Source organism: Nostoc sp. T09 (assembly GCF_002154695.1).
Lineage (GTDB): Bacteria > Cyanobacteriota > Cyanobacteriia > Cyanobacteriales > Nostocaceae > Aulosira.
Window position 1 is genome coordinate 21,988 of sequence record NZ_MTAV01000034.1, and the last position, 23,214, is coordinate 45,201.

At 40.8% G+C, this 23,214-nt stretch carries 18 protein-coding genes and 1 pseudogene; 11 read left to right on the plus strand and 8 right to left on the minus strand.

Annotation, left to right across the window (positions count from 1 at the left end; all coding sequences use genetic code 11):
* Positions 1-141: 141 nt before the first annotated feature.
* The 3 genes from BV372_RS09440 (at position 142) to BV372_RS09450 (ending at position 2,150) form a co-directional block, all read left to right on the plus strand.
* Entirely contained in the window at positions 142-1,287 is a 1,146-nt protein-coding gene (locus BV372_RS09440; RefSeq protein WP_086686142.1) for a serine/threonine-protein kinase, read from the plus strand.
* A gap of 126 nt (positions 1,288-1,413) precedes the next feature.
* The gene (locus tag BV372_RS09445) at positions 1,414-1,827 is read left to right on the plus strand and encodes a XisH family protein (protein WP_086686144.1); all 414 of its coding nucleotides are present in this window, start codon (positions 1,414-1,416) and stop codon (positions 1,825-1,827) included.
* The gene (locus BV372_RS09450) at positions 1,815-2,150 is read left to right on the plus strand and encodes a XisI protein (protein ID WP_086686146.1); all 336 of its coding nucleotides are present in this window, start codon (positions 1,815-1,817) and stop codon (positions 2,148-2,150) included. Before BV372_RS09445 ends, BV372_RS09450 begins: the two co-directional genes overlap by 13 nt.
* A 92-nt stretch (positions 2,151-2,242) precedes the next feature.
* Here BV372_RS09450 and gndA read toward each other — a convergent pair whose 3' ends face one another.
* Positions 2,243-3,673 carry an NADP-dependent phosphogluconate dehydrogenase gene (gene gndA, locus BV372_RS09455; RefSeq protein WP_086686148.1) on the minus strand — a complete coding sequence of 477 codons (1,431 nt, stop codon included), beginning with the start codon at positions 3,671-3,673 and terminating at the stop codon, positions 2,243-2,245.
* Between the two features lie 224 nt (positions 3,674-3,897).
* On the opposite strand from gndA, the gene BV372_RS09460 reads away from it, so the two are divergent.
* On the plus strand, positions 3,898-4,677 hold the full coding sequence (locus BV372_RS09460) for a Ycf66 family protein (RefSeq protein ID WP_086686150.1): 780 nt from the start codon (positions 3,898-3,900) through the stop codon (positions 4,675-4,677).
* Positions 4,678-5,361: 684 nt separating this feature from the next.
* Here the strand turns inward: BV372_RS09460 and BV372_RS09465 are convergent.
* Positions 5,362-5,781, minus strand: a pseudogene (locus tag BV372_RS09465) (hypothetical protein).
* Positions 5,774-5,992, minus strand: a complete 219-nt coding sequence (locus tag BV372_RS09470) for a hypothetical protein (protein WP_086686152.1) — start codon at positions 5,990-5,992, stop codon at positions 5,774-5,776. Before BV372_RS09470 ends, BV372_RS09465 begins: the two are co-directional and overlap by 8 nt.
* A 174-nt stretch (positions 5,993-6,166) precedes the next feature.
* Between BV372_RS09470 and ileS the strand changes: the two genes are divergently transcribed.
* The gene (gene ileS / locus BV372_RS09475) at positions 6,167-9,118 is read left to right on the plus strand and encodes an isoleucine--tRNA ligase (RefSeq protein ID WP_086686232.1); all 2,952 of its coding nucleotides are present in this window, start codon (positions 6,167-6,169) and stop codon (positions 9,116-9,118) included.
* 72 nt (positions 9,119-9,190) lie between these two features.
* Here the strand turns inward: ileS and BV372_RS09480 are convergent, their stop codons facing one another.
* Positions 9,191-10,075: a ParA family protein gene (locus tag BV372_RS09480; protein WP_086686154.1), complete on the minus strand. Its 885-nt coding sequence runs from the start codon at positions 10,073-10,075 to the stop codon at positions 9,191-9,193.
* Positions 10,076-10,679: 604 nt separating this feature from the next.
* On the opposite strand from BV372_RS09480, the gene BV372_RS09485 reads away from it, so the two are divergent.
* Together BV372_RS09485 and BV372_RS09490 are read left to right on the plus strand one after the other, a co-directional pair.
* Positions 10,680-12,158, plus strand: a complete 1,479-nt coding sequence (locus tag BV372_RS09485) for an AAA family ATPase (RefSeq protein WP_086686156.1) — start codon at positions 10,680-10,682, stop codon at positions 12,156-12,158.
* Positions 12,158-12,883, plus strand: a complete 726-nt coding sequence (locus tag BV372_RS09490) for a ParB/Srx family N-terminal domain-containing protein (RefSeq protein ID WP_086686158.1) — start codon at positions 12,158-12,160, stop codon at positions 12,881-12,883. The genes BV372_RS09485 and BV372_RS09490 overlap by 1 nt, the downstream gene beginning before the upstream one ends.
* Positions 12,884-13,124: 241 nt before the next feature.
* Here the strand turns inward: BV372_RS09490 and BV372_RS09495 are convergent, their stop codons facing one another.
* Positions 13,125-14,072, minus strand: a complete 948-nt coding sequence (locus tag BV372_RS09495; protein ID WP_086686160.1) for a glycosyltransferase family 2 protein — start codon at positions 14,070-14,072, stop codon at positions 13,125-13,127.
* Between the two features lie 551 nt (positions 14,073-14,623).
* On the opposite strand from BV372_RS09495, the gene BV372_RS09500 reads away from it, so the two are divergent.
* Positions 14,624-15,838, plus strand: coding sequence for a glycosyltransferase family 4 protein (locus BV372_RS09500; RefSeq protein WP_086686162.1), 1,215 nt, complete (start codon positions 14,624-14,626; stop codon positions 15,836-15,838).
* Between the two features lie 85 nt (positions 15,839-15,923).
* Here BV372_RS09500 and BV372_RS09505 read toward each other — a convergent pair whose 3' ends face one another.
* Both BV372_RS09505 and BV372_RS09510 read right to left on the minus strand, forming a co-directional pair.
* Positions 15,924-16,256, minus strand: coding sequence for a hypothetical protein (locus BV372_RS09505; RefSeq protein ID WP_086686164.1), 333 nt, complete (start codon positions 16,254-16,256; stop codon positions 15,924-15,926).
* Positions 16,257-17,315: 1,059 nt separating this feature from the next.
* The gene (locus tag BV372_RS09510; RefSeq protein WP_086686166.1) at positions 17,316-18,080 is read right to left on the minus strand and encodes a DeoR/GlpR family DNA-binding transcription regulator; all 765 of its coding nucleotides are present in this window, start codon (positions 18,078-18,080) and stop codon (positions 17,316-17,318) included.
* A gap of 413 nt (positions 18,081-18,493) precedes the next feature.
* On the opposite strand from BV372_RS09510, the gene BV372_RS09515 reads away from it, so the two are divergent.
* From BV372_RS09515 to BV372_RS09525, 3 genes are all read left to right on the plus strand, one after another.
* Positions 18,494-20,413 (plus strand): transketolase C-terminal domain-containing protein, encoded by a 1,920-nt coding sequence (locus BV372_RS09515; RefSeq protein ID WP_086686168.1) that lies wholly within the window; start codon positions 18,494-18,496, stop codon positions 20,411-20,413.
* Positions 20,414-20,898: 485 nt separating this feature from the next.
* On the plus strand, positions 20,899-21,345 hold the full coding sequence (locus tag BV372_RS09520; RefSeq protein WP_306298961.1) for a hypothetical protein: 447 nt from the start codon (positions 20,899-20,901) through the stop codon (positions 21,343-21,345).
* A gap of 150 nt (positions 21,346-21,495) precedes the next feature.
* Positions 21,496-22,311, plus strand: coding sequence for a Uma2 family endonuclease (locus BV372_RS09525; RefSeq protein ID WP_086686173.1), 816 nt, complete (start codon positions 21,496-21,498; stop codon positions 22,309-22,311).
* Here the strand turns inward: BV372_RS09525 and BV372_RS09530 are convergent.
* Positions 22,308-23,207: an alpha/beta fold hydrolase gene (locus BV372_RS09530; protein WP_086686175.1), complete on the minus strand. Its 900-nt coding sequence runs from the start codon at positions 23,205-23,207 to the stop codon at positions 22,308-22,310. The two genes, BV372_RS09525 and BV372_RS09530, sit on opposite strands and share 4 nt — an antisense overlap.
* Positions 23,208-23,214 lie beyond the last annotated feature (7 nt).

The following is a 23,214-nucleotide window of genomic DNA, read 5'->3' on the forward strand; positions in this document are numbered from 1 at the left end:
TATACCAGATGAACAGACACACATGAGTCATACCGAAGCCGTAGATTTCGGTCATGCTGCTTTGATGCTCAAGCTGTTACACTCAACAATGGCGATCGCAGTGCACAATAAAGACAAATAAGAGCGATTTTTAGCGCCACCATGAGCTACTGCCTTAATCCCCGTTGCCCAAAACCGGAAAATTCTGATGATGTCAAGTTTTGCCTGACTTGTGGAGCTAAGTTACTCCTTAAAGAACGTTACCGCGCTATTAAACCTATAGGGCAAGGTGGTTTTGGTAGAACTTTCTTGGCTGTAGATGAGGATAAACCCTCGAAACCGCGTTGTGTGATTAAGCAATTTTACCCCCAAGCCCAAGGCACTAATACTGTGCAAAAAGCTGTAGAGCTATTTACCCAAGAAGCCGTGCAGTTGGATGAATTAGGCAAACATCCCCAAATTCCAGAACTACTGGCATATTTTACTCAAGAAGACCGACAGTATCTTGTACAAGAATTTATCGATGGAAAAAACTTAGCGCAGGAATCGGTAGAGCAAGGTGCTTTCAGTGAAGTACAAATACGGCAGTTGCTCAATGATTTATTGCCAGTATTGCAATTTTGCCATTCTAAACAAGTAATTCACCGCGATATTAAACCCGAAAATATTATTTTACGTGCAAGCGATCGCAAATTAGTTTTAGTAGATTTTGGTGCTTCTAAATCTGCGACCAGCACCGCCCTTAACCGAACTGGTACAAGTATCGGTAGCCCAGAATATGTCGCCCCAGAACAAATTAGAGGACGGGCAATTTTTGCCAGTGATATCTACAGCTTGGGTGCTACTTGTATTCGGTTATTAACTGAGCGATCGCCTTTTGATTCTTATGATATTAATAATGATGCTTGGATTTGGCAGCAGTACTTAAAAACCCCTTCAGGTAATGAGTTGAGCCGCATTCTCAACAAGATGCTAGAAAGTATCCCCATTCGTCGCTATCAAACAGCCGATGAAGTTCTCAATGATCTGCAAAAGTCGCCATTAGCGTCTACACCAGCCATATCAGCCAAGCCTGTTACTATTTCGCCATCTACACCTCAACCTGCTGGAAACAGCAAATCTCACAGTCAAATTGATCAAGAATTAGAGGAGATGAAAACTCAATTTCTTGGCGGCGTTAAGCCTCAAAAAAATTCAATTAAACCGCCAAATCCAACTTCTCAAACTCCTAGTAAAAGCATCATAGATGATGAGCTAGAAGAATTAAAAGCCAAATATCTTGGAAATAATAACACACCAAATCAATGAGAACTACAGATAAAAAAGTTTCTATTACATCATACATCTTGAAAATCTGTTCTCGATGCTTCAAAGAAATATCATATTCCACAAACAAATTGAGAAGTTAGGAGTTTCAAATATACTAATCTAAGTATGGCGCGAGATTTATTCCATGACATTGTTAGATCAGCCCTAGAAAAAGACGGGTGGACAATTACAGACGACCCGTTAAGTATTCGTTGTGGTGGTGTAGACGTGCAAATTGATTTAGGTGCAGAACGCCTCATTGCCGCCGAAAAAGCCGGGGAGAAAATAGCAGTTGAAATCAAAAGTTTCGCTAGTGCCTCAAAAATATCAGAATTTCATACAGCCTTGGGGCAATTTATCAACTATCGTTTTGCCCTGCGGACAGAAGATCCAGAACGAATTTTATATTTGGCAGTCCCTTCTTTAATTTATAACGATTTTTTTAGCTTGCCCTTTACCCAAACAGTAGTACAGGAAACTAAACTTCTACTGCTGATTTACAACATTGAAACGGAGGAAATAGTGCAATGGCTAAATTAGATCAATATCGGCTGATAATTCAGCAATTACTGGACAAATATGCACAGTATAAACCTAGTTATGGCGATGTAGACGTCGAGCCGATATTTGATACACAACGTGACCACTACCAAATTATCAGCGTTGGTTGGAATCAACAAAAACGAGTTTATGGCCCTATCATGCACCTGGATATCAAAAATGAAAAGATCTGGATTCAGCAAAATACTACTGAAGTAGACATCGCTACGGAATTAATAGAAATGGGTGTACTTAAACAGGATATTGTCATTGGCTTTCACACACCAAAAATGCGGCAACTGACTAGTTTTGCTGTGGAATAATATTTGTGTCTTTATGTTTATGACAAAAAAAGTGACTCTAATATCTAGAGTCACCAGCAAATAATCTAAGAATTTAGAAAAGCGAAAGTTGATTATTTCTCAGCTTCAGCAATGGGAACCCACTCAGTGTGGAAGCTTCCAGGCTTATCAGTACGCAGGTAGGTATGCGCGCCGAAGTAGTCGCGTTGTGCTTGAGTCAAGTTTTGAGGCAAGCGATCGCGGCGATAGCTGTCAAAATAATCTAAAGATGCACTAAATGCTGGGACTGGAATTCCCAATTTGGCGGCTGTTGCTATCACTTCCCGCCAAGCGGTTTGTCTGTCGAGAATTGTTTGCTTAAATTCCGGGGCCAATAGCAAGTTAGGCAATGCTGGATTTTCGTTAAAAGCCTTCTTAATCTTATTCAAGAAGCCAGCGCGAATAATACAGCCACCTTTCCAAATCCGCGCCATTTCGCTCAGGTTCAAATTCCAATTATATGTTTTTGAAGCTGTAGATAGCAGTGCCATCCCTTGAGCGTAAGAACAGATTTTTGAGCAATAGAGAGCATCCCGTACCTTGTTAACAAAGTCTTTGACCTGCCCATCATACTTACCACTAGGCCCTGTCAAAATCTTGGATGCGGCTACCCGTTCGTCTTTAATCGAAGAGATAATCCGGGCATTAACTGCGGCTGTGATGGTGGGAATCGAAACACCCAATTCCAATGCAGTCTGCACAGTCCAGCGTCCGGTTCCCTTTTGGCCTGCGGCGTCAACAATTAAATCGACTAAGGGTAAATTTGTTTCTGGGTCAATGTAGGGGAAAATATTGGAGGTAATCTCAATCAAAAATGAATTGAGTTCGTCGGTGGTGTTCCATTCAGTGAACACTTCATGCAGTTGATTGTGGTCAAGTCCAGCAGCACTTTTCAGCAAATCGTAGGCTTCAGCAATTAGCTGCATATCGCCGTACTCAATGCCGTTGTGTACCATTTTGACGTAGTGACCAGAACCACCAGGTCCAATGTAGGTTACGCAAGGGCCGTCATCGACTTGAGCAGCAATTTTGTTAAAAATTGGTGATAGATACTCATAGGAGCTTTGTGTACCTCCAGGCATTAGTGATGGGCCATTCAAAGCACCTTCTTCGCCACCACTGACGCCCATACCGAGAAACCGCAACCCAGCGGGTTCTAATTCTTGGGTGCGTCGTTCTGTATCTTCAAACCAAGAGTTACCACCGTCGATAATGATATCGCCTTCATCTAGCAATGGTTTGAGTTGAGCAATCACCGCATCGACTGGCTTACCAGCTTGCACCATCACTAATATTTTGCGAGGACGTTCTAGTGCAGCTACGAATTCTTCCAGGGTAAAGGCGGCTTTTACATTCCGTCCTGGCGCACGTTGCGCCATAAAGGCATCGGTTTTTTCTCTGGACCGGTTGTAAACTGCAATTGGGAAGCCATTACGCTCGACGTTTAGAGCGATATTTTCGCCCATAACGGCTAAACCAATCACACCAAAGCTTTGTAGTGTCATAAACTATGTTTGGCTAACTCTTGCAGATCCTTTTATCTTTAGGGTAGTCCGAGATTTTCGCTTCTCTTCTAAAGAAGAGATTAAGAAAGAGTGAATCTAGACTGCAAAGATACACAACTAACATAGATAATTAGTTGTAATTTGTATCTAAATCAACAATTGACTTGCAAAATTTGCAAAATTGAAATATCTAGTCAAAGGACACAGTAAGGAGTAACCAAATAATGCTGGCATATGTCCTAGCTTTGGCGGTGGGCCTTGGAAGCTTAGCCATTTATTTAGCAGCTTTCTTCTTCCCAGAGATCCATCGCAAGAATGATTTTATTTGGAGCGGTATAGGGCTATTTTATGCTCTGATGTTATGGGTTTTTGCACAACGCATTAATGGCGGTCTTTTGCTGGGTCATGTGGCTAGTGTCGCACTTTTGGGTTGGTTTGGCTGGCAAACTTTCTCATTACGTCGGCAGGTAACACCACAGGCACAACAAACACAAGTGCCCAGTTCAGAGGCTGTAAAAACTTCAATTCAGCAACAGGTTACTAAGTTGTCTCTACCAGAACGGCTGGCCCAGTTGCAAAAGGGTGTTGGTAATACCTTTAGTGGAGTAAAAGATAAATTCCAAAAAACTCCAAAAAAAGCACCTGCAACATCCAAATCTAAAGCTCAGTCTCTGGTAGAAATTATCGACAACACTACTGCTACAACACAAACCCCAGTAGAAGAAGTAGTTACCACCGCTGATACCAACTCTCAAACTCCCATATCAGAAAAACCAACTGATGAGGTAGTCACCACTACTATCACGGCAGCGACAACTGAGAGTATCCCAGAAGTCATTCCACCAAATCCCCCATCTCCCGAATTGGTGGAAGCAGCACAAGCACATTCTGAGACTGAGAATAAAGAACCAATTCCTGTTGAGGAAATTGCGCCGGATGCGGTACTTGCTCCCCCAGCGGAAGCCCCACCAGATCAAATACCGCCAAACGATCAGGTGAGTTGAATCGAGTGAAACCCAGCATTAACTTAAGATGATGTTGGGTCTTAGAGCCTTCCACAAAATAAATGATTCAGCATCTGTCATTGCGAGCGAAATGAAATAAAGTGAAGCAATCACAAAACCCTTGCGATTGCTTCATTCTGCTTCCCTTCGGGACGCTTCTCTACGAGAGGCTCCGCCAACGCGAACGCTCCATTCGCAATGACAAATGTATATTCAATGTTTGGCAAGTCTCTACTGCTGAGGAATGGATAAATCAAATCATGTCTATCCCATTTTGAAGTTTAGACTTAATTGAATAAGCGATCGCCTCATACAAATCCTAATCATTGGTAACGAAAATCACGACATTCATAACGACAGCTTTGATGTTCGTAACGACAAGCGCGACGTTCATAACGACAGCTTCAACTTTCTTTACAAAATTACGACGTTGGTAACGACAAGCACGACATTCATAACGACAGCTTCAACTTTCTTTACAAAATTACGACGTTGGTAACGACAAGCGCGACGTTCATAACGACAGCTTCAATTTTCTTTACAAAGTAGGAGTTTTTCCTCTAGACAGCTTCTGCATTCAAAGTATCAGCGAATGATGTGATGACGACAGATGTTTGGAGAATCAAGCAGACGCTAATCTGTGGATGTAATGCGATCGCGCTTTACAAAAAGGCATATCTCCGCTCATGATTTTTTAGGGCTAATTTCAAACGCCAATTCAGAACGGTAGAAACACACATCAAACGCTAAGAAGAAATTCATGTGACCTAAAATTAAAGGGGCATTTCTGTCTTTTGTCCAAGCAAAAGCTAACTCTACTGGAGGAAATTGCTCAACATTTGCTCTCAAGACCAACGCCCGCGACTCAAATCTAGCTAAATTAACCCCTAAGGGAACGGACAGCCTTTGACGTTCCCAAACTGCTCCCAGCCTTAACCCAATTTCATAAGGTAATACGTTGACAGTAGAACTAGTATCTAGCAAGCCTGACACAGTTAAAGAACGATTCTGATAAGTTCAGATTAGCGGTAAATAAGGTAGCGTACTCAATGCACCAAATTGTGGTTCTACCTCAGTGAAAGCAAATCTGACTTTATCAGCCATGTGTTCTTGCTTTTTCCTCTGCCAGCGCCTTTGCTAAAACAGCAGCAGCTTCAAAAGAATTATGTAAGCCTTGACTACCGACTTTGCCTTGAGCATCCAATGGGACTAAACTTGATTCCTGCAACAATTCGCCTAGCAAAAAATGTGTGAGCAAGAGTTTATCAGAGTAGGGTAATTCTTTCAGGAGGGCTATCAGTTCTGAGAGAGGCATCAGATAAAGCTTTAATGAATTTGGGTTACATCAATTTTAGAGCATAGTTTTTGAACAGAAATGCTTGGGCTTACTCACCCATCCCTGTCAAGCTGAATAAAATAGCGAATTTTGGTCTTCATGTCATCTTCTATAATTGATAAAACCTGGACAACTAATCTTAGGCATGAGACTGTGACAGAAGCAGGAAGTTACAAAGATACTGTAAATCTACCCAAAACCAACTTTGATATGCGGGCGAACGCGCTCAAGCGTGAGCCGGAAATCCAAAAATTTTGGGAAGAAAATAAAATTTACGATCGCCTTTCGCAAAATAATCCCGGCGAATTATTTATACTGCACGATGGGCCTCCCTACGCTAATGGCTCACTTCATACTGGTCATGCCTTAAATAAAATTCTCAAAGATATTATTAACCGCTACCAACTGCTACAGGGGCGTAAGGTTCGTTATGTGCCGGGTTGGGACTGCCACGGCTTGCCGATTGAACTGAAAGTTTTGCAGAATATGAAGTCAGCAGAACGGCAAAATCTGACGCCTTTACAACTGCGGCAGAAAGCGAAGGAATTTGCCCTAGCAGCAGTAGATGCTCAACGCCAAAGTTTTAAACGTTATGGTGTTTGGGGTGATTGGGACGATCCTTATCTGACTTTGAAGCCAGAATATGAAGCGGCTCAAATTGGTGTTTTCGGTCAGATGGTGCTAAAAGGCTACATCTATCGCGGTTTGAAGCCGGTTCACTGGAGTCCCAGTTCTAAGACTGCGTTAGCTGAAGCTGAATTAGAATACCCAGAAGGGCACACTTCCCGCAGTATTTACGCTGCTTTTCCTGTAACGGGTTTGTCTGAGGCGCTAAAACAAACTCTGGGAGAATACTTACCGAATTTGGATGTCGCTATCTGGACAACCACACCTTGGACAATTCCAGGTAACTTGGCTGTAGCGGTGAACGCAGACCTCAACTATGCTGTGGTGGAAGTGGAACCCCACCCCCCAACCCCCTCCCCGCAAGCAGGGAGAGGGAGTGAGGAATTACTTTCCCCCTCTCCGTTAACGGAGAGGGGGACTGAGGGGGTGAGGTTCCGCTACCTGATTGTGGCGGCTGATTTGGTGGAACGTTTATCTTCTACTTTAGGAGTTGAGCTAACTGTAAAAGCCACATTCAAAGGGAAAGATTTAGAACATATCACCTACCGTCATCCTTTATTTGATCGTGAAAGTCCGGTGGTTGTGGGTGGCGATTATATTACCACTGAGTCCGGTACAGGATTGGTACATACTGCGCCTGGTCATGGTCAAGAAGACTACATTGTTGGTCAGCGCTATGGTTTGCCTATCCTTGCACCAGTGGATGATAACGGTAACTTCACCCAAGAGGCGGGACAGTTCGCTGGGTTGAATGTGCTGGGTGATGGTAATCAGGCGGTAATTGATGCGTTGGCTGCGGCTGGTTCTTTGTTGAAGGAAGAACCCTATCAGCACAAATATCCTTACGACTGGCGGACGAAAAAGCCAACGATTTTCCGTGCGACTGAACAATGGTTTGCTTCTGTAGAAGGATTTAGAGAAGAAGCACTAAAAGCGATCGCCTCGGTAAAATGGATTCCAGCCCAAGGTGAAAATCGCATCACGCCAATGGTGGCGGAACGTTCTGATTGGTGTATCTCGCGTCAGCGGGCTTGGGGTGTACCAATTCCTGTTTTCTACGATGAAGAAACTGGGGAACCACTGCTGACTGAAGAAACCATCAACCACGTCCAAGCAATTATCGCCGAAAAAGGTTCTGATGCTTGGTGGGAATTGCCGGTAGAGGAATTGTTACCAGAACAATACCGCAATAATGGTCGGTCGTACCGCCGAGGTACAGACACAATGGATGTCTGGTTTGATTCTGGTTCATCTTGGGCAGCTGTTACCAAGCAGCGTCCAGAATTGCGCTACCCCGCAGATATGTATTTGGAAGGTTCCGACCAACATCGCGGCTGGTTCCAGTCAAGTTTGCTCACCAGTGTAGCGGTGAATGGCATTGCACCTTACAAAACTGTGTTGACTCACGGCTTTGTTTTGGATGAACAAGGGCGAAAGATGAGTAAGTCACTAGGGAATGTGGTCGATCCTCAGGTGATGATTGTCGGTGGTAAAGACCAGAAAAAAGAACCCCCCTATGGTGCTGACGTGTTGCGGTTGTGGGTGTCGTCGGTAGATTACACCTCAGATGTGCGTATAGGTAACAACATCATCAAGCAGCTAAATGATGTCAGAGGTAAGATTCGCAATACAGCGCGGTTCTTATTGGGTAGCTTGCATGACTTCGACCCCCAAAAGGATGCAGTAGCTTTTGAGGAATTGCCAGAACTCGACAAATATATGCTGCACCGCATCACCGAGGTGTTTGGTGAAGTAACAGAAGCCTTTGAAAGTTTCCAATTCTTCCGCTTTTTCCAAACAGTGCAGAATTTCTGCGTTGTGGATTTATCCAACTTCTATTTAGATGCTGCCAAAGATAGACTGTACATCAGTACGCCTGATGGTTTCCGCCGTCGCAGTTGTCAAACAGTGCTGAAGATAGCTTTAGAGAATTTAGCACGAGCGATTGCTCCTGTTTTATGTCACACGGCCGAAGATATTTGGCAACATCTCCCTTACAAAACACCTTACAAATCGGTGTTTGAAGCCGGTTGGGTGCAGATAGACCAGAAGTGGCACAATCCCGGAATCGCAGAATTTTGGCAACAAATCCGGCAACTGCGTACTGAAGTGAACAAGGTGCTAGAGCAAGCTAGGATAGAAAAATTGATTGGTTCTTCTCTAGAGTCGAAAGTACTGCTGTATATCAATAACGAGCAGTTACGTTCCTCTGTAAAAGCACTTAATCCAGATAAGGGTAACGGTATTGATGAACTCCGCTATCTGTTTATCACCTCCCAAGTAGAAGTATTGGATACTCCCGAAGCACTGCAAGGGTTGAAATACAACCTACAGTCAGATAGCTGGGGAATTGGTGTAGTAAATGCAGATGGTGAAAAGTGCGATCGCTGTTGGAACTACTCCATCCACGTGGGAGAATCAAAAGCACATCCCCTACTTTGCGAACGTTGTGTTGCAGCCTTAGCAGGGACGTTTTAAAAATTAGCCGTGAGTGAGGAGTGAAGAATATAACTCTTAACTCCTCACTCCTGACTCAGCACTCAGCACTGACTATAGCTTTTGCAACAACTCTTGAGTTAACTGAAGAAATGCTTTAGAACCAGGTGATTGGGGACTCATTAAAACAGCCGGCATAAAGCTATCAACAGCCTTAGCCACATTGACATCAATTGGGATTTGGTTCTTACAAATTTTTTCTACACCAAAATCTTCAACAACCCGATGCATGACTTGTTTATAGTATCTGCCAGTGAGGAGATTTGCACTCGACATACTGAAGACAATACCCAGCATTTTTATATTGATTTTTGCTTCATGTTCGTGGCTGTCTTTTAATTGCCCAATGCGTCTTTCCAACAATTGAATACCTACTACAGATAAAGGTTCTGGTTTAGCAGGTAAAATATAGAAATCGCTGCAAGCTAAAGCACTACGAGTTAAGAGATTATAGCCAGGGGCACAATCCAAAATGATAAAATCATACTCTTCACGAACTGGCTTTAAGATGTTATTAATCAACACCCTTTCAAAGCGATTCCAAATATTTTCAAAGTCCTGTTCACCCAAAGCAACAGATTGTTGATGCAGCATTTCTGAAACAACAAACTCATCGTATAAATCGATATCTCCTGGCAATAAATCCAACCCTGGCAAATTACAAACCTGGGTGTGAACGATATCCTGAATCGTCAACTTCGCATTCGGTTCCGGAGTGATAACTTGATCTATCAGATATCGAAACGTCTTTCTGTTTTTACGACGCTTGGCAAATTCCAAAGGCGACATCAGGCTAAGTGTCGCACTAATTTGACTATCTAAATCTAAAACCAGTACCCGCTTGCCATGATATTTAGCTAAACAAGTAGCTAAATTGACTGTAATGGTGGTTTTGCCGACACCACCTTTCATATTTGCAGTTGCAATTACATATCCCATTGGTTAAGTCCTTTGATGCTGCATCCCCATGTAGGTAGCGTACATCTCTCCTGATATATGGAAATTTTCGTTAAATTTAATATTTCTGGAATACACAAAGTGATTCCAGTGACATGACTGTGATTGAGGCAGTCAGAATTATATAGCAAGCCGACTTAAGTTGCAGAATCTTCGCAAATATTAAGTAAATACTTATAAGTTCACATTCGTCAGCCAAGAGACGAGTTAAAACTTTCTTCAGGACAAAAAACTTTTTTTACAGATGAGACTTAAGTAAGAATAGCCTAATTTCGTAATTACGAGCGTAAAGCCTTCCGCATAGCTACCCTGCGGGTTCTCCGAAGGAGTACGTTTAGCCCTGACAATGTTCCAGTAGGCTAGGGCAACAATCACAAAGCTTTGTTTCTGCTTGCAATTGCTGTAAGCCCTAACAATCTAAGGCTAACTGTTGATAAATATAACTTATAAAATCCCAATAATAGTCTGTCATTATTTTTTACATTTAATCAACGATTTTTTTACTTAAAACTACTGAGTTGATGCCATAATCAAGCAGGTATGAGCATCTTTACCATGATTGCAATTTTCTAGATGGAGTAAGAGATTGCCTTTTAATCCTGAACTGTGCCGCAATGAAAGCGAAGTTGAAAGTAAACTCATCGTTCAATATTTGTTACCACAGCTAGGGTATACTCCTGACACCTGGCATCAAGAAGTTATCCTTGGTAGCATCCGCTTGGATTTCTTAGCATTTGCAGCGCAAGTGGTTCCCTTTGTTTTAGATGCGAACTCGCCGCTGAGTGTTGTGATGGAGGCAAAGCATCCAAAGCACAATTTAAATAATCACGTTCTCCGACTTAGGCATTATTTAACCAGCTTAAATGTGCGCTATGGATTGCTAACTAATGGTAAGGAGATCAGAATTTATGAGAAATCGCAATATGATATTGAGCTAGTTTTTCAGTGTGCTGGCAAAGACATTGAGACAAATCTAGAGACAATTATCAACTTAATTGGTAGAGAAAGTCTGAAAGAAAGACATTTGATAAATAATTCAGCAAATCAAATATCTGACAATAGTTTTCCGAGCGCTCAATCTAATGTCGGTTACAGCCAAGTTAATTTAAAACCAGAACTACCGATAATTAAACCACAAGTTATTCAAGTAGATTCTCAAGTCATTTCTGAAATTAAGAGGCAAGATACAATGAAAACAATTGCAATTTATCATCATAAGGGCGGTGTTGGTAAAACTACAGTTGCCATTAACTTAGCAGCAGCATTTAGTAAGAAAGGGAAAAGAGTACTTTTAATTGATATAGATGCTCAGGCAAATACAACCTTTGCCACAGGCTTAATAAAGTTTCAATTTGAAGAAGATGATGATTTAAAAGATTGTAATGTTTCTCATTTGTTAGAAAAGACAGACTTTAACTTCATTCCAGATATTGTTCGTAAATCTAAATTTTTTAATGATCCAGAAGTTGATATTATACCTTCACACATTACTTTAATTGCAAAACAAAATAATCTAGTCCAATATGGAGCTAGTCGAAATAGGCTAGCTAAAAAATTAGAGAAAGTAAAGAATGAATATGATATTGTAATCATTGATACTCCTCCATCATTAGACTTATATGCACAAGCTGCCTTAACTGCTGCTGATTACTTAATAATTCCTTCAGACTTAAAGCCATTTTCAAATCAAGGTTTGCCCAGTGTTCAAAGCTTTATTAAACAAGAAATTAATGAAAATAAAGAAGGTTTAGGAAAACCACCTCTTATTATTATGGGTGTTCTTCCATCTAAAATTTCTACTAATGCTCAGTATCTGAAATATACTTTTGCAAAACATAAAAGTGTAATTACTGATCGTTACAATATGCCAATTATGGATAGTATTATTTCAGAAAGAACAGCTTTATCAGCTTGTGTTAACAGAACTATATCTGTAGGCAATATGGAGATTCCTGATCCTAAATCTATTCTTGACTTTGCTATTAATGAACCTTCGGCTAATCAAGCTGCTGCTGAGTTTGAGTTTCTGGCTATAGAAGTTTTAAGAAAAATGGAGATGAAATAATGACTGAGTTTTTTATGTTAGATGTTTCAAGCATTACGTCTAGTGTTTCTCGTTCAAATTTCCAAGAAGCTGACTTAGAAAATCTTGCAGACATGATATTAGAGTCTGGAGGAATTCTCAAACCTCTAGTTTTAAAAAAAATAGGATTTGAAAAATATGAAGTAATTGATGGACATTTTGAATACTATGCATCTGTAAGAGCTAAAGAAAAAAACCCTAATGAAGGTGAAATGGTCAATGCCTTAATTATCTCGCCTGAAAAGGAAGAAAAAGTATTAAAGCAAGCCTCAGCTCTTAGAGGGATCGAATCTAATGATAAAACAGTAAAAAGTTTAACTGAACCAACTCAGTCAACTCAGCCAGAATCATTGCGTCTAGCAAATCTGGAATTACGCCTTGAAAAACAACTCAATGAATTAAAATCAGGAATGGCACAAGAAAGGCAAAGAATAGATGATAAGTTTAAGAAAATTGAAAATCTAATTCCCCAACAAACTGATCCGCTAAACTTACTTAACACTTTAGACAAAGATCAGTTATATGTGAAGTTACAACGCTCTCGAATTACTGGAGCAGAAACCCTGGCTAAAGCTATAGTCGATGCTCGTCTTAGTAAAAAGAATAAGCAAGGTTTTGATGATTATCGTGATGTTGTTCAATCAGTTAAAGGATTGGGTGAAAAGAAAATTTTGATCATTATTGATGAATGGTCAAGAAATAAATAATTAATCAAATAGTTGATACACACAATAATTCTTGAAGCACACACATACTACTATCTTAGGTACATATAGGATTCATACTTGATTTTTGAAATATACGTAGGGTGGTCACTGCCCACCAGATGAAGGTTTTGGTGGGCGATGCCCACCCTACATATACGTATATTTTTTCAATAATCAAATCGGATTTCTCTATCAGAATAAACTTTAGAGAGCAGATTTACGGCTCTACTTGTGAAACACTCTAACCTCGCACTTTTCGCAGTGCTTTAAATCCTTTACTACGCAACCTACTTGGTAATAACGACAACCCTAACCCAGTCCAGGCTTTAGTATTGGAAAAAGACTTACCAGCTAAAACTAGTTCTCTACCAGTTTGCATTTCACCTTTTTCAATTAAACGCAAACCTAATATTAACTGAGCTTCAGTAAGCCGAGTTTTTCTGATTGTCTCTAATTTTTCAGACTCAAACTTATAACTTTCTAAATACCGAATCTTATCAAATAAATAAGGAATAGCTCGATTAATGCCTTGCTGTTCTGCATGACAGCGATATTCCATCAATAATTCTGGCAGATAATAACCTTTTTTTCCAGCCAAAGCTAACCGTACAAATAAATCATTATCTTCACAATTTTGCATATTGGGAAGCATAAATCCTAATTCTTGCAATGTCTGACGCCGAAATAATGTTGCGCCAACTTGGAAGCTTTGGTAAATAAAAACAACCTCTAGTAAATTCTCGACAACACCAGCAGATAATTTTTTCCTACCCCAACGACGAGAATTTTCCTGCGTTACCTTATCATCTCGGACATTATCAATATCAATGATCCAATGATCAGTGCCCACAAAATCTATGCTAGAGTCTTGCTCAAGAATGGCAACAGTACGTGCTAGAAAATCAGGCGTAAGTCGATCATCGTCATCAAATTTTATAAAATATTTGCCACTAGCTGCATTAAAGCCAGAGCGCATATTATTACTTTTACCAATATTTTGCTGATGACGTATATACTGAATGCGGTTATCTGTGTACTGTGACATCAATTCAGGCGTACCATCGCTAGAACCGTCATCACAAATAATTAATTCAAAGTCCTGGTAACTCTGCTTGATTACGCTCTCAATAGCGTAAGGTAATAGATTAACTCTATTAAAGGTAGGAATACAAACACTAACTTTAGCCACAATGATAATAAGTATTGTTTAATTAGAAGTAATTACACGAATCAATAAGTTTAGTCTATTTAATATGATTTGTATCTTAACACGCGAATGTAATATTTTACCCTAAGAATATCTCTCAAGTGGAAAAACACTTAGTAAAGTCCATAAAATAACTTGTAACCCAGGATTGCTAACATACCTTGGTAAGTATATTTAATTAACAAGACTCATTAGATTTATATATTGCCATAAAATTTTCCGTATATACAACACTTTCAATGGTGATATACAGTAAATTCATCATATTGCTAGGCAATCGGGAATTAGCTTTTTATGATCTTTAATTTACTAAAGTTTCACAAAAAATATAGCAATCCTATTTCATTTGTGGAAAAACAAAGTACATTTATTCCCTGTTCCCTGTTCCCTGTTCCCTGCCTCAAGGAGTAATTTCACAACTCCTACACGGATTGCTATATCTAAGGGATATTCATGATGACAATCAGCAATGATTGAGGTCATTGTATATATATATGATTATGTTTCTTAGTGTTATTACAGACATTAGTTAGATGAATATCCTAATGCTATCTTCTACGTTTCCCTATCCACCAACGCGGGGGGGAACCCAAGTCAGGACATTTAATTTACTCAAGTATCTGAGTCAAGGCCATAGTATTACTCTTGTAACTCAACGCGATCGCTCTGTCACAGATGCAGAAATAGCAGGATTAGAAGATTGTGTGGATCGTCTAGTGGTTTTTGAACGTCCCCCAGAACCGGGAACATCCGCAGGGATACTAAAGAAAGTCCAGCGCTTTAGCTCATTTTTGCAACAGGGGACACCGCCGAGTGTACTCAACCGCTACTCAATTGAAATGCAAGAGTGGATTGATAACGTTGTACAAGCAGGAAAATATGATGTTATTACTTGCGAACATAGCGTCAATGAGATTTATGTGCGATCGCATTTTCAAAAAGAGCTAAGAACTGTAGTCAATATTCATAGTTCTCTCTACGGTAGCTGTCATAACCAACTCGCAACTGGGATTTCCGAAAATACATTGAGGGATAAAATTAATCTGCCACTTTTACGTCGTTACGAACAAAGCTACTGCTCTAAGTTTTCCGCCCTTGTGGTGACTACAGAAGAAGACAAAATTCAATTGCAAGAATTAAACCCTAATAGTGAAATTACAGTTATTCCTAATGGGGTTGATTTAGTTTCCTTTCCTTATAGAATCGCCGATCCAGGAGGACATCGCTTAATTTTTATCGGTGCAATGGATAATTTAGCAAATATTGATGCGGTGTGCTTCTTCAGCCAAGAAGTATTACCAGAAATCCAGAAACATTACCCCGATACAACTTTTGAGATTGTTGGTGCTCATCCTACACCAGAGGTTTTAGCACTGAAAAAACAACCAGGAATTACCGTGACTGGGCGTGTACCCTCAATGGTGGAATATTTACATAAATCAACCGTCTGCATCGTGCCAATGCGGACGGGTTTTGGGATTAAAAATAAAACTTTAGAAGCAATGGCAGCTGGGGTGCCAATAGTAGCAAGCGATCGCGGTTTAGAAGGACTAGCGGTAGATGGTGCTGGTACACCTCTACGAGCGCTAAGAGCAAATGTACCAGCCGAGTATATCACAGCTATTATTCAACTATTCGATCATCCGCAACTACGATATGAATTGTCTTGCTCTGGCAGACAACTGGTAGAAACAGAATTTACCTGGGAAATTGCTGGTCAACACTATGAACAAGTATGTTGTGGGTAGCGCTCATAAGGACAAGATGAAGTGTGAAGTATAAACTTTAAACCTTCATTATTCATCATTTTTCACTTGCTCATTCATAATCTAATTACTGTTGCATCGAAGGTACAGCAAAAATTCGGCTGGATATTGGAACACGTAAATTAGAAGTTTTAGCTGTTGTAGTTAGAGCAGCAGTGGTAGAGGAAGTATTAGAATTTTCAGACAAGATATCTGCTTTGTTATTTGTAGAACTCTTCAAATCACTTGGTTGAGATGGCACGGTTTTATCTATGCCAGTAGCTAGCTCTGAAGATATAGGGCTAATATTCTGACCATTGCTGTTATTTGATTCTGGCTGGCTTTGTGCTTGACATGGAGTTAAAATGAAAGCAGAAGTTGATGCTAAAAGTAGGGCTATCAGGTGGCAAGATTGATGCATTTGTTTAAATGACGCGATAAAAAATTAAGGATTGAAAAGTAGAATCACACTTCCTAAAAGAGCCAACTTATCTGGGCAGCAATTGTAAATTGATAAAAATACATACGAAAATGCCAGGAAAATTGTTATTCCTGATTTTCATGTTTTTTATTGATTTGGTTTAAAAATTGCTGCGCTCAAAAATCAAACATGAGATTAAATCTCTCAAATTCATTAACAACTAGGCTATAAAGCAGTAATTGCTGAGTTGTTAATTGAAGAGCAACTTTGTAAATGACAACACCCGTTGGTCACATATAGTGTTTTGTCAGTTAGGCTGGTGTAACTGTAGATAATATACTTGTATAGTCACTTTATATAAAAGAGAAATTTTACTGATTTTTATCTTTGTAAGTATTTAGTTAGAATGACCAACAAATTTATATATTTAATGAAGTAAAGAAGAAAATATATAAGTTTTTGAATAAGAAATTCTCCAACAAGCGTTGGAAAATATTATTCGCTACGATAGAAACTAAGTTTGCTAGCACTGACTATAGTAAAAAAAGCCAAAAAAATGTATGTAAAATTTTCATCTACAATCTTCAAACAATTGTAAAAAGTTCAGTATTTTCGCCGCTTTAGCCTCACTAGAAATTATGGATTTACCACTAATCTAAATTAGATATTTAAAACTCTGTAAGCAAATGTTTATAAAGAAGTGTAAAGAGTTGGAATGCTGTGAGCGCATCATTGGCAGCATGGTTTATTTAATGTTGAAACACCTCAGAACACCTCAATTTGGAGGTTCATAATCGTTTACAAACAACCTCTAAGATGTTGCCATAGTAAAGGTAAAGGTAATCCTAACTTTAAACTTATTGCTCTTGGTGGTGCTTAAGTAAATACTTGAGCTTTTTCTTCATATACAGCAAATTTCAAGTTAGTGAAGTAGAGATCCTAAGCCTCAAACCCTAGCATAAAGACTGTTTTACTTCTGAATTCTGAATTCTAACTCTTGAATTCTGCTGTATTTTAGAGTGGGTGGTCAATAGCGATCGCATTTATCAAATCTGGAGATTATTCGTACTCGTCACGGATAATGGTCAAACCTAAAGCTTTGTAAGCAGACAGCATTTGGTTAGATACTGTCGGTGCAGTTACAAGGTAAGTCAGTGCATGAATCGATTCGACTACATAGGGAGCAGCTGTGTCTAATTTTTCTGTTGTCACTAATCCTACTACCTCAGCCGATCCAGCAATCATCGCTCGTTTAACATGAGCTTCGTCCAAGTTCGGTACACTAATCCCCACCTCCGGATGCAAACTACACACCCCTAACATGCACAAATCTGCACGAATCATCCGTAATGACTCAATTGTGACAGTACCGACATTCACTAAAGCTTTTTTATAGAGTTTGCCACCTAACATCACAACTTCTATATGAGGATGTTCGGCTAATGCGATCGCAATTGGCGGACTATTAGTCACGACTGTAGCTTGCAAATCTAGAGGCAAATGACGGGTTACTTGTAGAGTTGTCGTTCCTCCATCTAATATTACTACCTGTCCTGGACAGACTAATTTTGCGGCTGTGCGCGCGATCGCGTCCTTTTCTTTTGGTGCTTGCTTTTGGCGATCGGCATAACTCGCGGTAGCTGGCGAAGTCAGCAGTGCGCCACCATGCACGCGTTGCAATAGTCCTGCTTCTGCTAGTTCTCGCAAGTCCCGACGAATCGTATCCTCGGAAACCTTAAGCACAGCGCTGAGTTCCGTTGACAGTACCTTTTTATCACGACGCAGAATTTCCAAAATGAATTGTCGGCGTTCCGCAGTTAACATAATTATTTTTCCTGAAATTGCGTTTTTGGGCTTGAAACTGCACGTTTGTGAGTTTATACTTATTACATCAGATTCAATTTAGTAGATTACAAGAAATAGACCTAATCCCCAATCTTTTACTTACAAGGAAAAGGGATCAATTAGCCTATCTATTTTCTGGTCAATTCACTTAAAAATAGCGGTAATGTGCAGTTTTTTGTACGTTTATCCGTAACTTCAATTGAATTCAAGCACATTCAGGCACAGTTAAATGTATTAATTTTGGCACTTGCGCGCGTGTCAGCTTAAGCCACATGGTTCAATAATGGTTCCTAGTGGGCTGCTTTTGCTTGGGAAACAATTGGATATTTATTTTTCGTGATTTGCTCATGCGGTTGGTCTGTCCAAATTAGTCCCTATTTCAGAAATAAGCCATGACTATTGCTAAAACCCAATTTCCTATTGATCTCGGTGCTTATAAATATTTGGCATTGAATCCAGCGAATGCCACACTGACGGCGGAACAGCGACAAACACTCAAAGCAAACATTCAACTCTGCCGGGATGCAATCGTCTTTTTTACAGCAACAGGTGCGGCTAGAGGAGTAGGTGGTCATACTGGCGGGCCATACGATACAGTCCCAGAGGTAACGATCCTTGATGCTTTCTTCCGGGGAGCATCAGAGCAATTTGTACCAATTTTCTTTGATGAAGCTGGACATCGGGTTGCAACCCAATATTTGATGGCAACGCTGCACGGTGAATTACCAGCAGAGCAACTCCTACGCTATCGGGAGGCAAATTCCCATTTACCAGGACATCCAGAATTAGGACTGACTCCAGGTGTGAAATTTAGTTCTGGACGACTGGGACATGTATGGCCCTACGTCAATGGTGTAGCAATGGCTAATCCTGGCAAAGTGGTTTTCTGCCTGGGTTCTGATGGCTCTCAGCAAGAAGGTAACGATGCGGAAGCTGCCCGTTTAGCTATTGCCCAGCATCTCAACGTCAAGCTAATTATTGATGATAATGATGTAACGATCGCCGGACATCCTTCTAAATATTTACCTGGTTTCACCGTCGCCAAAACCCTAGAAGGTCACGGGTTGAAGGTGCTGCAAGGAGACGGGGAAGATTTGGATGATTTATACCGCCGCCTGTGCGAAGCCGTGAATACACCCGGCGCGATCGCTGTGATCAACAAACGCCCCATGTGCCCCGGTATTGAAGGCTTAGAAGGTTCAACTCACGGTCATGATGTGATTTCCGTAGATTTGGCAATTAAATATCTCGAATCTCGCGGACAAACTGCGGCTGTTGAATACCTGAAGAGCATCCAGAAACCCAAGCAAACCTATACATTTCTGGGTTCCAGCGACAAATGGGGAGCTAACCGCAATGTTTTTGGTGAAGCTGTAGTAGGTGTCCTCAGTCGCATGAGTGAAACAGAACGCAAAGAAAAAGTCTTGGTTATTGATAGCGATTTAGAAGGCTCCTGCGGTCTGAAGAAAATCCATGATACATACCCCGAAGTCTTTATTCCCTCTGGCATTATGGAACGGGGTAACTTCTCGGCTGCGGCTGGATTTGGGATGACCCAGGGCAAGCAAGGTATTTTTGCCACTTTCAGCGCCTTTCTGGAAATGTGCATTTCCGAAATCACGATGGCGCGGTTGAATTACTCCAACGTTCTGTGTCACTTTTCTCACGCAGGTATTGATGACATGGCAGATAACACCTGTCATTTCGGTTTAAATAATATGTTTGCCGATAATGGCTTGGATGATGGCTATGAAACAAGGCTGTACTTCCCCGCAGATGTCAACCAAATGACAGCCTGTGTAGAAACTGTGTTCTCTGAACCTGGATTGCGGTTTATTTTCTCCACCCGTTCCAAAGTGCCTAATATTTTGAATAGTAACGGTAATGACTTCTTTAGCAATGGTTACAAATTTGTCCCTGGTAAAGATGAAGTTATCCGGGAAGGAACACAAGGCTACATCGTGAGTTTTGGTGATGCTTTATACCGTTCTCTTGATGCGGTAGAACGTCTGAAGCAGGAAGGATTAGATGTAGGTTTGATTAACAAGCCGACTTTGAATGTAGTTGATGAAGAAGCGATCGCCAAAATCGGGAAAGCACCTTTTGTTCTGGTTGTAGAAGCCTTCAACCGCCGGACTGGCCTAGGTAGCCGTTTCGGTTCTTGGTTGTTAGAGCGCGGATTGACTCCTAAATATGCTTATCTTGGCACTCATCAAGAAGGTTGTGGTGGTCTATGGGAACAGTACCCACATCAAGGAATCGATCCAGTAAGCATTATCAACAAGGTAAAGGAGCTAGTCGGGACAAAGTAATCGTTGGGTTGAATCACACTTAACTTAAGCGATCGCGAAATCACAGAGCATAGGCTAAGAAAGTCTCCAAGACCTGACTATAAACAGATAGCAGACTTGGAGATCTGACTGAATTTGCATCTGAGACTATCTGCAAGTGCAGACATCTCTATGCACTGATGCTTGCCAAAAGTAGCGATCGCATTGAGGTTTCTTACACCATCACTCTTGTTAAACAGTGCATCCACATTTGCTGTCATCCCACGCAAGAATAAGGGTTTGGAAATTCGATTTGAGAGCGATCGCTATTTAGAGAAAAATCTTTTTAATGACAAGGCTTCTAGCCTGCGGGCGTTTAAAAATATAAGTATTGGCAGCAAAATTAGAGTGTTGTAGCACAGGACGATAAGACACTTATGTACCTATTTATAGAAAACCTGCTCTTTTTTATAGTAGCTACATTTTTTACTGTGGTTGTGGGCTGGCTATGGAGGAATGCCAAGCCTATGATTTTACTTAAACCACTGCCAGGGTGGTATAAAATTTGGTTTTCTACAGTGCAAATTGGTGGAATTGTTCTACCCCTAATAGTAATGCTGTTGTGGGGTGTGGTATGGAGCTACGGCAGTGTATTAACTGTATTGCTTTGGTATTTTATTATGCTAGGGTTACAAATTCTCTCTGAAAGCATAACACTAAGGCAGTTTCAATCAGTCACTTGGGTAATGGTTCCTTACTTATACTTGCCTTATCGCATCTGGCAGCTTTATGAAGGCTTGACACTCGTGGGTTCGGAACCTGAACTGATGTGGGTACGAAATTTATTGCTGTTAGAAATTGTGCTCTGGACAGCCAACTATGCTTTAGATGTGTCCCAGATGCCAAGATTGTTTAATTGGCCCATCAAAGATAATTCTGAGGTTAATATTAACGCCGAAGCTGAAGTTGATTGATATACCAATTCACCGTAACTCAGCTACAGTTCAAAGGAACTAGGTATTAGTGGTTAGAAGGGAAATAAGAAAGAAACAATAACCAATGCCCATTCTCCAGTTCAAGTAAGATAGAAATATCCGCAATGGCTAGCCAAAACCTTAAAAGCCATGTCAGAAACCCTAGCAGCACCAGATGTAAAATTCCCGCCTACCCAAGCGGAACTACCATATGACGACGGTATCCCGATGGAAAGCCAACGACATAAAATGCAAATGGAATTGTTAATTGATGTCGTAGAGACTTGGCTGGAACAACGGGAAGATGGATATGCAAGTGGCAATATGTTTGTCTACTTCAGCTTGGCACAGTTAAAAAACCAAGATTTCAGAGGCCCAGATTTTTTTGCTGTATTGGGAGTCCCCAAGGGAGAACGTCGCAGTTGGGTTGTTTGGGAAGAAGGTAAAGGCCCGGACGTAGTGATTGAATTGCTCTCTCCAGCTACCGCAGCCACAGATAAAGATGAGAAAAAGCTAATTTATCAAAATCAGATGCGTGTCCCAGAATACTTCTGGTTTGATCCCTTCAATCCTGATGATTGGGCTGGTTTTTCTCTTGGTAGTGGAGTATATCAACCAATAGTAGCTAATGCAGAGAATAAATTGGTGAGTCAAGCATTAGGATTAGCATTACTACGTTGGCAAGGGACTTACAAAGGTGTGAATACAACTTGGTTACGTTGGGCAACTTTGGATGGGGAGTTATTACCAACAGCAGAGGAAAAGGCACGCCAATGGGCTGAACAGGAACGCCAACGGGCTGAACAGGAAACTCAACGAGCTGAACAGGAACGCCAACGAGCTGAACGCGCTGAATTGCAGTTGCAGCAAACAGCAAGAAATTTACTGCGATCGGGTATGACAGCAGCACAGGTAGCTCAGATCACGAGTTTGTCTGAATCGGAAATTGAAGAACTGAGTATTTAGGGGTTTGCGGATTTTAAATACTTTTGTAACAGAGCAATTACTACCTCTGGCATTTCTAGATGAGGTAATATTCCTGTATTGGCGATCGCATAAAAATCTTGAATCACCCTTGGATTTAAATTTGCTAACCTTCTGCCCAATTTGATGCTAGTAAATTGTGCTTTTTCTCCCCAAAAAAACACAGTCGGAATTTTGAGTTGCTGAAGATATAAACTCAAGTCAAAGTAAAGGTCGCCCCGCAAAAATGCTAAGGCTGCAAACTTGGCATTGGGCTGTTGTGCAGAAGTTAAATAAGCTTGCACCATTTCTCTTGAAACTTTTTCTGGTTTAGCAAACAGAAAATTTTGGAGAAAGTTACGCACTGCAAATTCATTTTCTGCACCAAGGGCATAGATTAAATTATCCAACAATGGTGTATTGATCAGTGGCAGGGGCAATCTCCGTCCAGAACCTTGCCCAAAATCATCAAAACCAGAGGGAGAAACTAGAAACAATGCATCAAATAAATCTGGTTGGGTAATAGCCAAGCGAATAGTGAAAGCCGCTGTCAAGGATGAAGCGACAACTGTCACAGGTTGGCGACAAGTCTTGATAATAAATTCTGCGATCGCACTCAGATAATCCCTAATTTGATAATCCCAGACTGGATGCGCAGATTCTCCCCAACCAATTAAGTCTGGGGCTAATATGCGGTAACTAGAAGCAAATGCTGGATAAACTTTAGACCATTCGTATGCAGACGCACCGCCTCCAAAGTTGTGCAGAAACACTAAAGTGGGTAAATCTTCAGTGTCAGCAATCGACCAGGGTGCAGTCGTTTGGGTATAGTAAACCATTGCTCCCAATGAGGTATTGATGACTTTGTGCCCAAAGCCAGGAGGTTGAAACTGAAGCATAAAATTA

Bases quoted from the DNA above. Each gene is read 5' to 3' on its own strand.
- BV372_RS09525 (WP_086686173.1), top strand. From the start codon at position 21,496: ATGTCAGAAACCCTAGCAGCACCAGATGTAAAATTCCCGCCTACCCAA.
- BV372_RS09530 (WP_086686175.1), bottom strand. From the start codon at position 23,207: ATGCTTCAGTTTCAACCTCCTGGCTTTGGGCACAAAGTCATCAATACC.
- BV372_RS09510 (WP_086686166.1), bottom strand. From the start codon at position 18,080: ATGTTAACTGCGGAACGCCGACAATTCATTTTGGAAATTCTGCGTCGT.
- BV372_RS09445 (WP_086686144.1), top strand. From the start codon at position 1,414: ATGGCGCGAGATTTATTCCATGACATTGTTAGATCAGCCCTAGAAAAA.
- gndA (WP_086686148.1), bottom strand. From the start codon at position 3,673: ATGACACTACAAAGCTTTGGTGTGATTGGTTTAGCCGTTATGGGCGAA.
- BV372_RS09470 (WP_086686152.1), bottom strand. From the start codon at position 5,992: ATGCCTCTCTCAGAACTGATAGCCCTCCTGAAAGAATTACCCTACTCT.
- BV372_RS09450 (WP_086686146.1), top strand. From the start codon at position 1,815: ATGGCTAAATTAGATCAATATCGGCTGATAATTCAGCAATTACTGGAC.
- BV372_RS09440 (WP_086686142.1), top strand. From the start codon at position 142: ATGAGCTACTGCCTTAATCCCCGTTGCCCAAAACCGGAAAATTCTGAT.
- BV372_RS09500 (WP_086686162.1), top strand. From the start codon at position 14,624: ATGAATATCCTAATGCTATCTTCTACGTTTCCCTATCCACCAACGCGG.
- BV372_RS09490 (WP_086686158.1), top strand. From the start codon at position 12,158: ATGACTGAGTTTTTTATGTTAGATGTTTCAAGCATTACGTCTAGTGTT.
- BV372_RS09520 (WP_306298961.1), top strand. From the start codon at position 20,899: ATGATTTTACTTAAACCACTGCCAGGGTGGTATAAAATTTGGTTTTCT.
- BV372_RS09480 (WP_086686154.1), bottom strand. From the start codon at position 10,075: ATGGGATATGTAATTGCAACTGCAAATATGAAAGGTGGTGTCGGCAAA.
- BV372_RS09460 (WP_086686150.1), top strand. From the start codon at position 3,898: ATGCTGGCATATGTCCTAGCTTTGGCGGTGGGCCTTGGAAGCTTAGCC.
- BV372_RS09505 (WP_086686164.1), bottom strand. From the start codon at position 16,256: ATGCATCAATCTTGCCACCTGATAGCCCTACTTTTAGCATCAACTTCT.
- BV372_RS09515 (WP_086686168.1), top strand. From the start codon at position 18,494: ATGACTATTGCTAAAACCCAATTTCCTATTGATCTCGGTGCTTATAAA.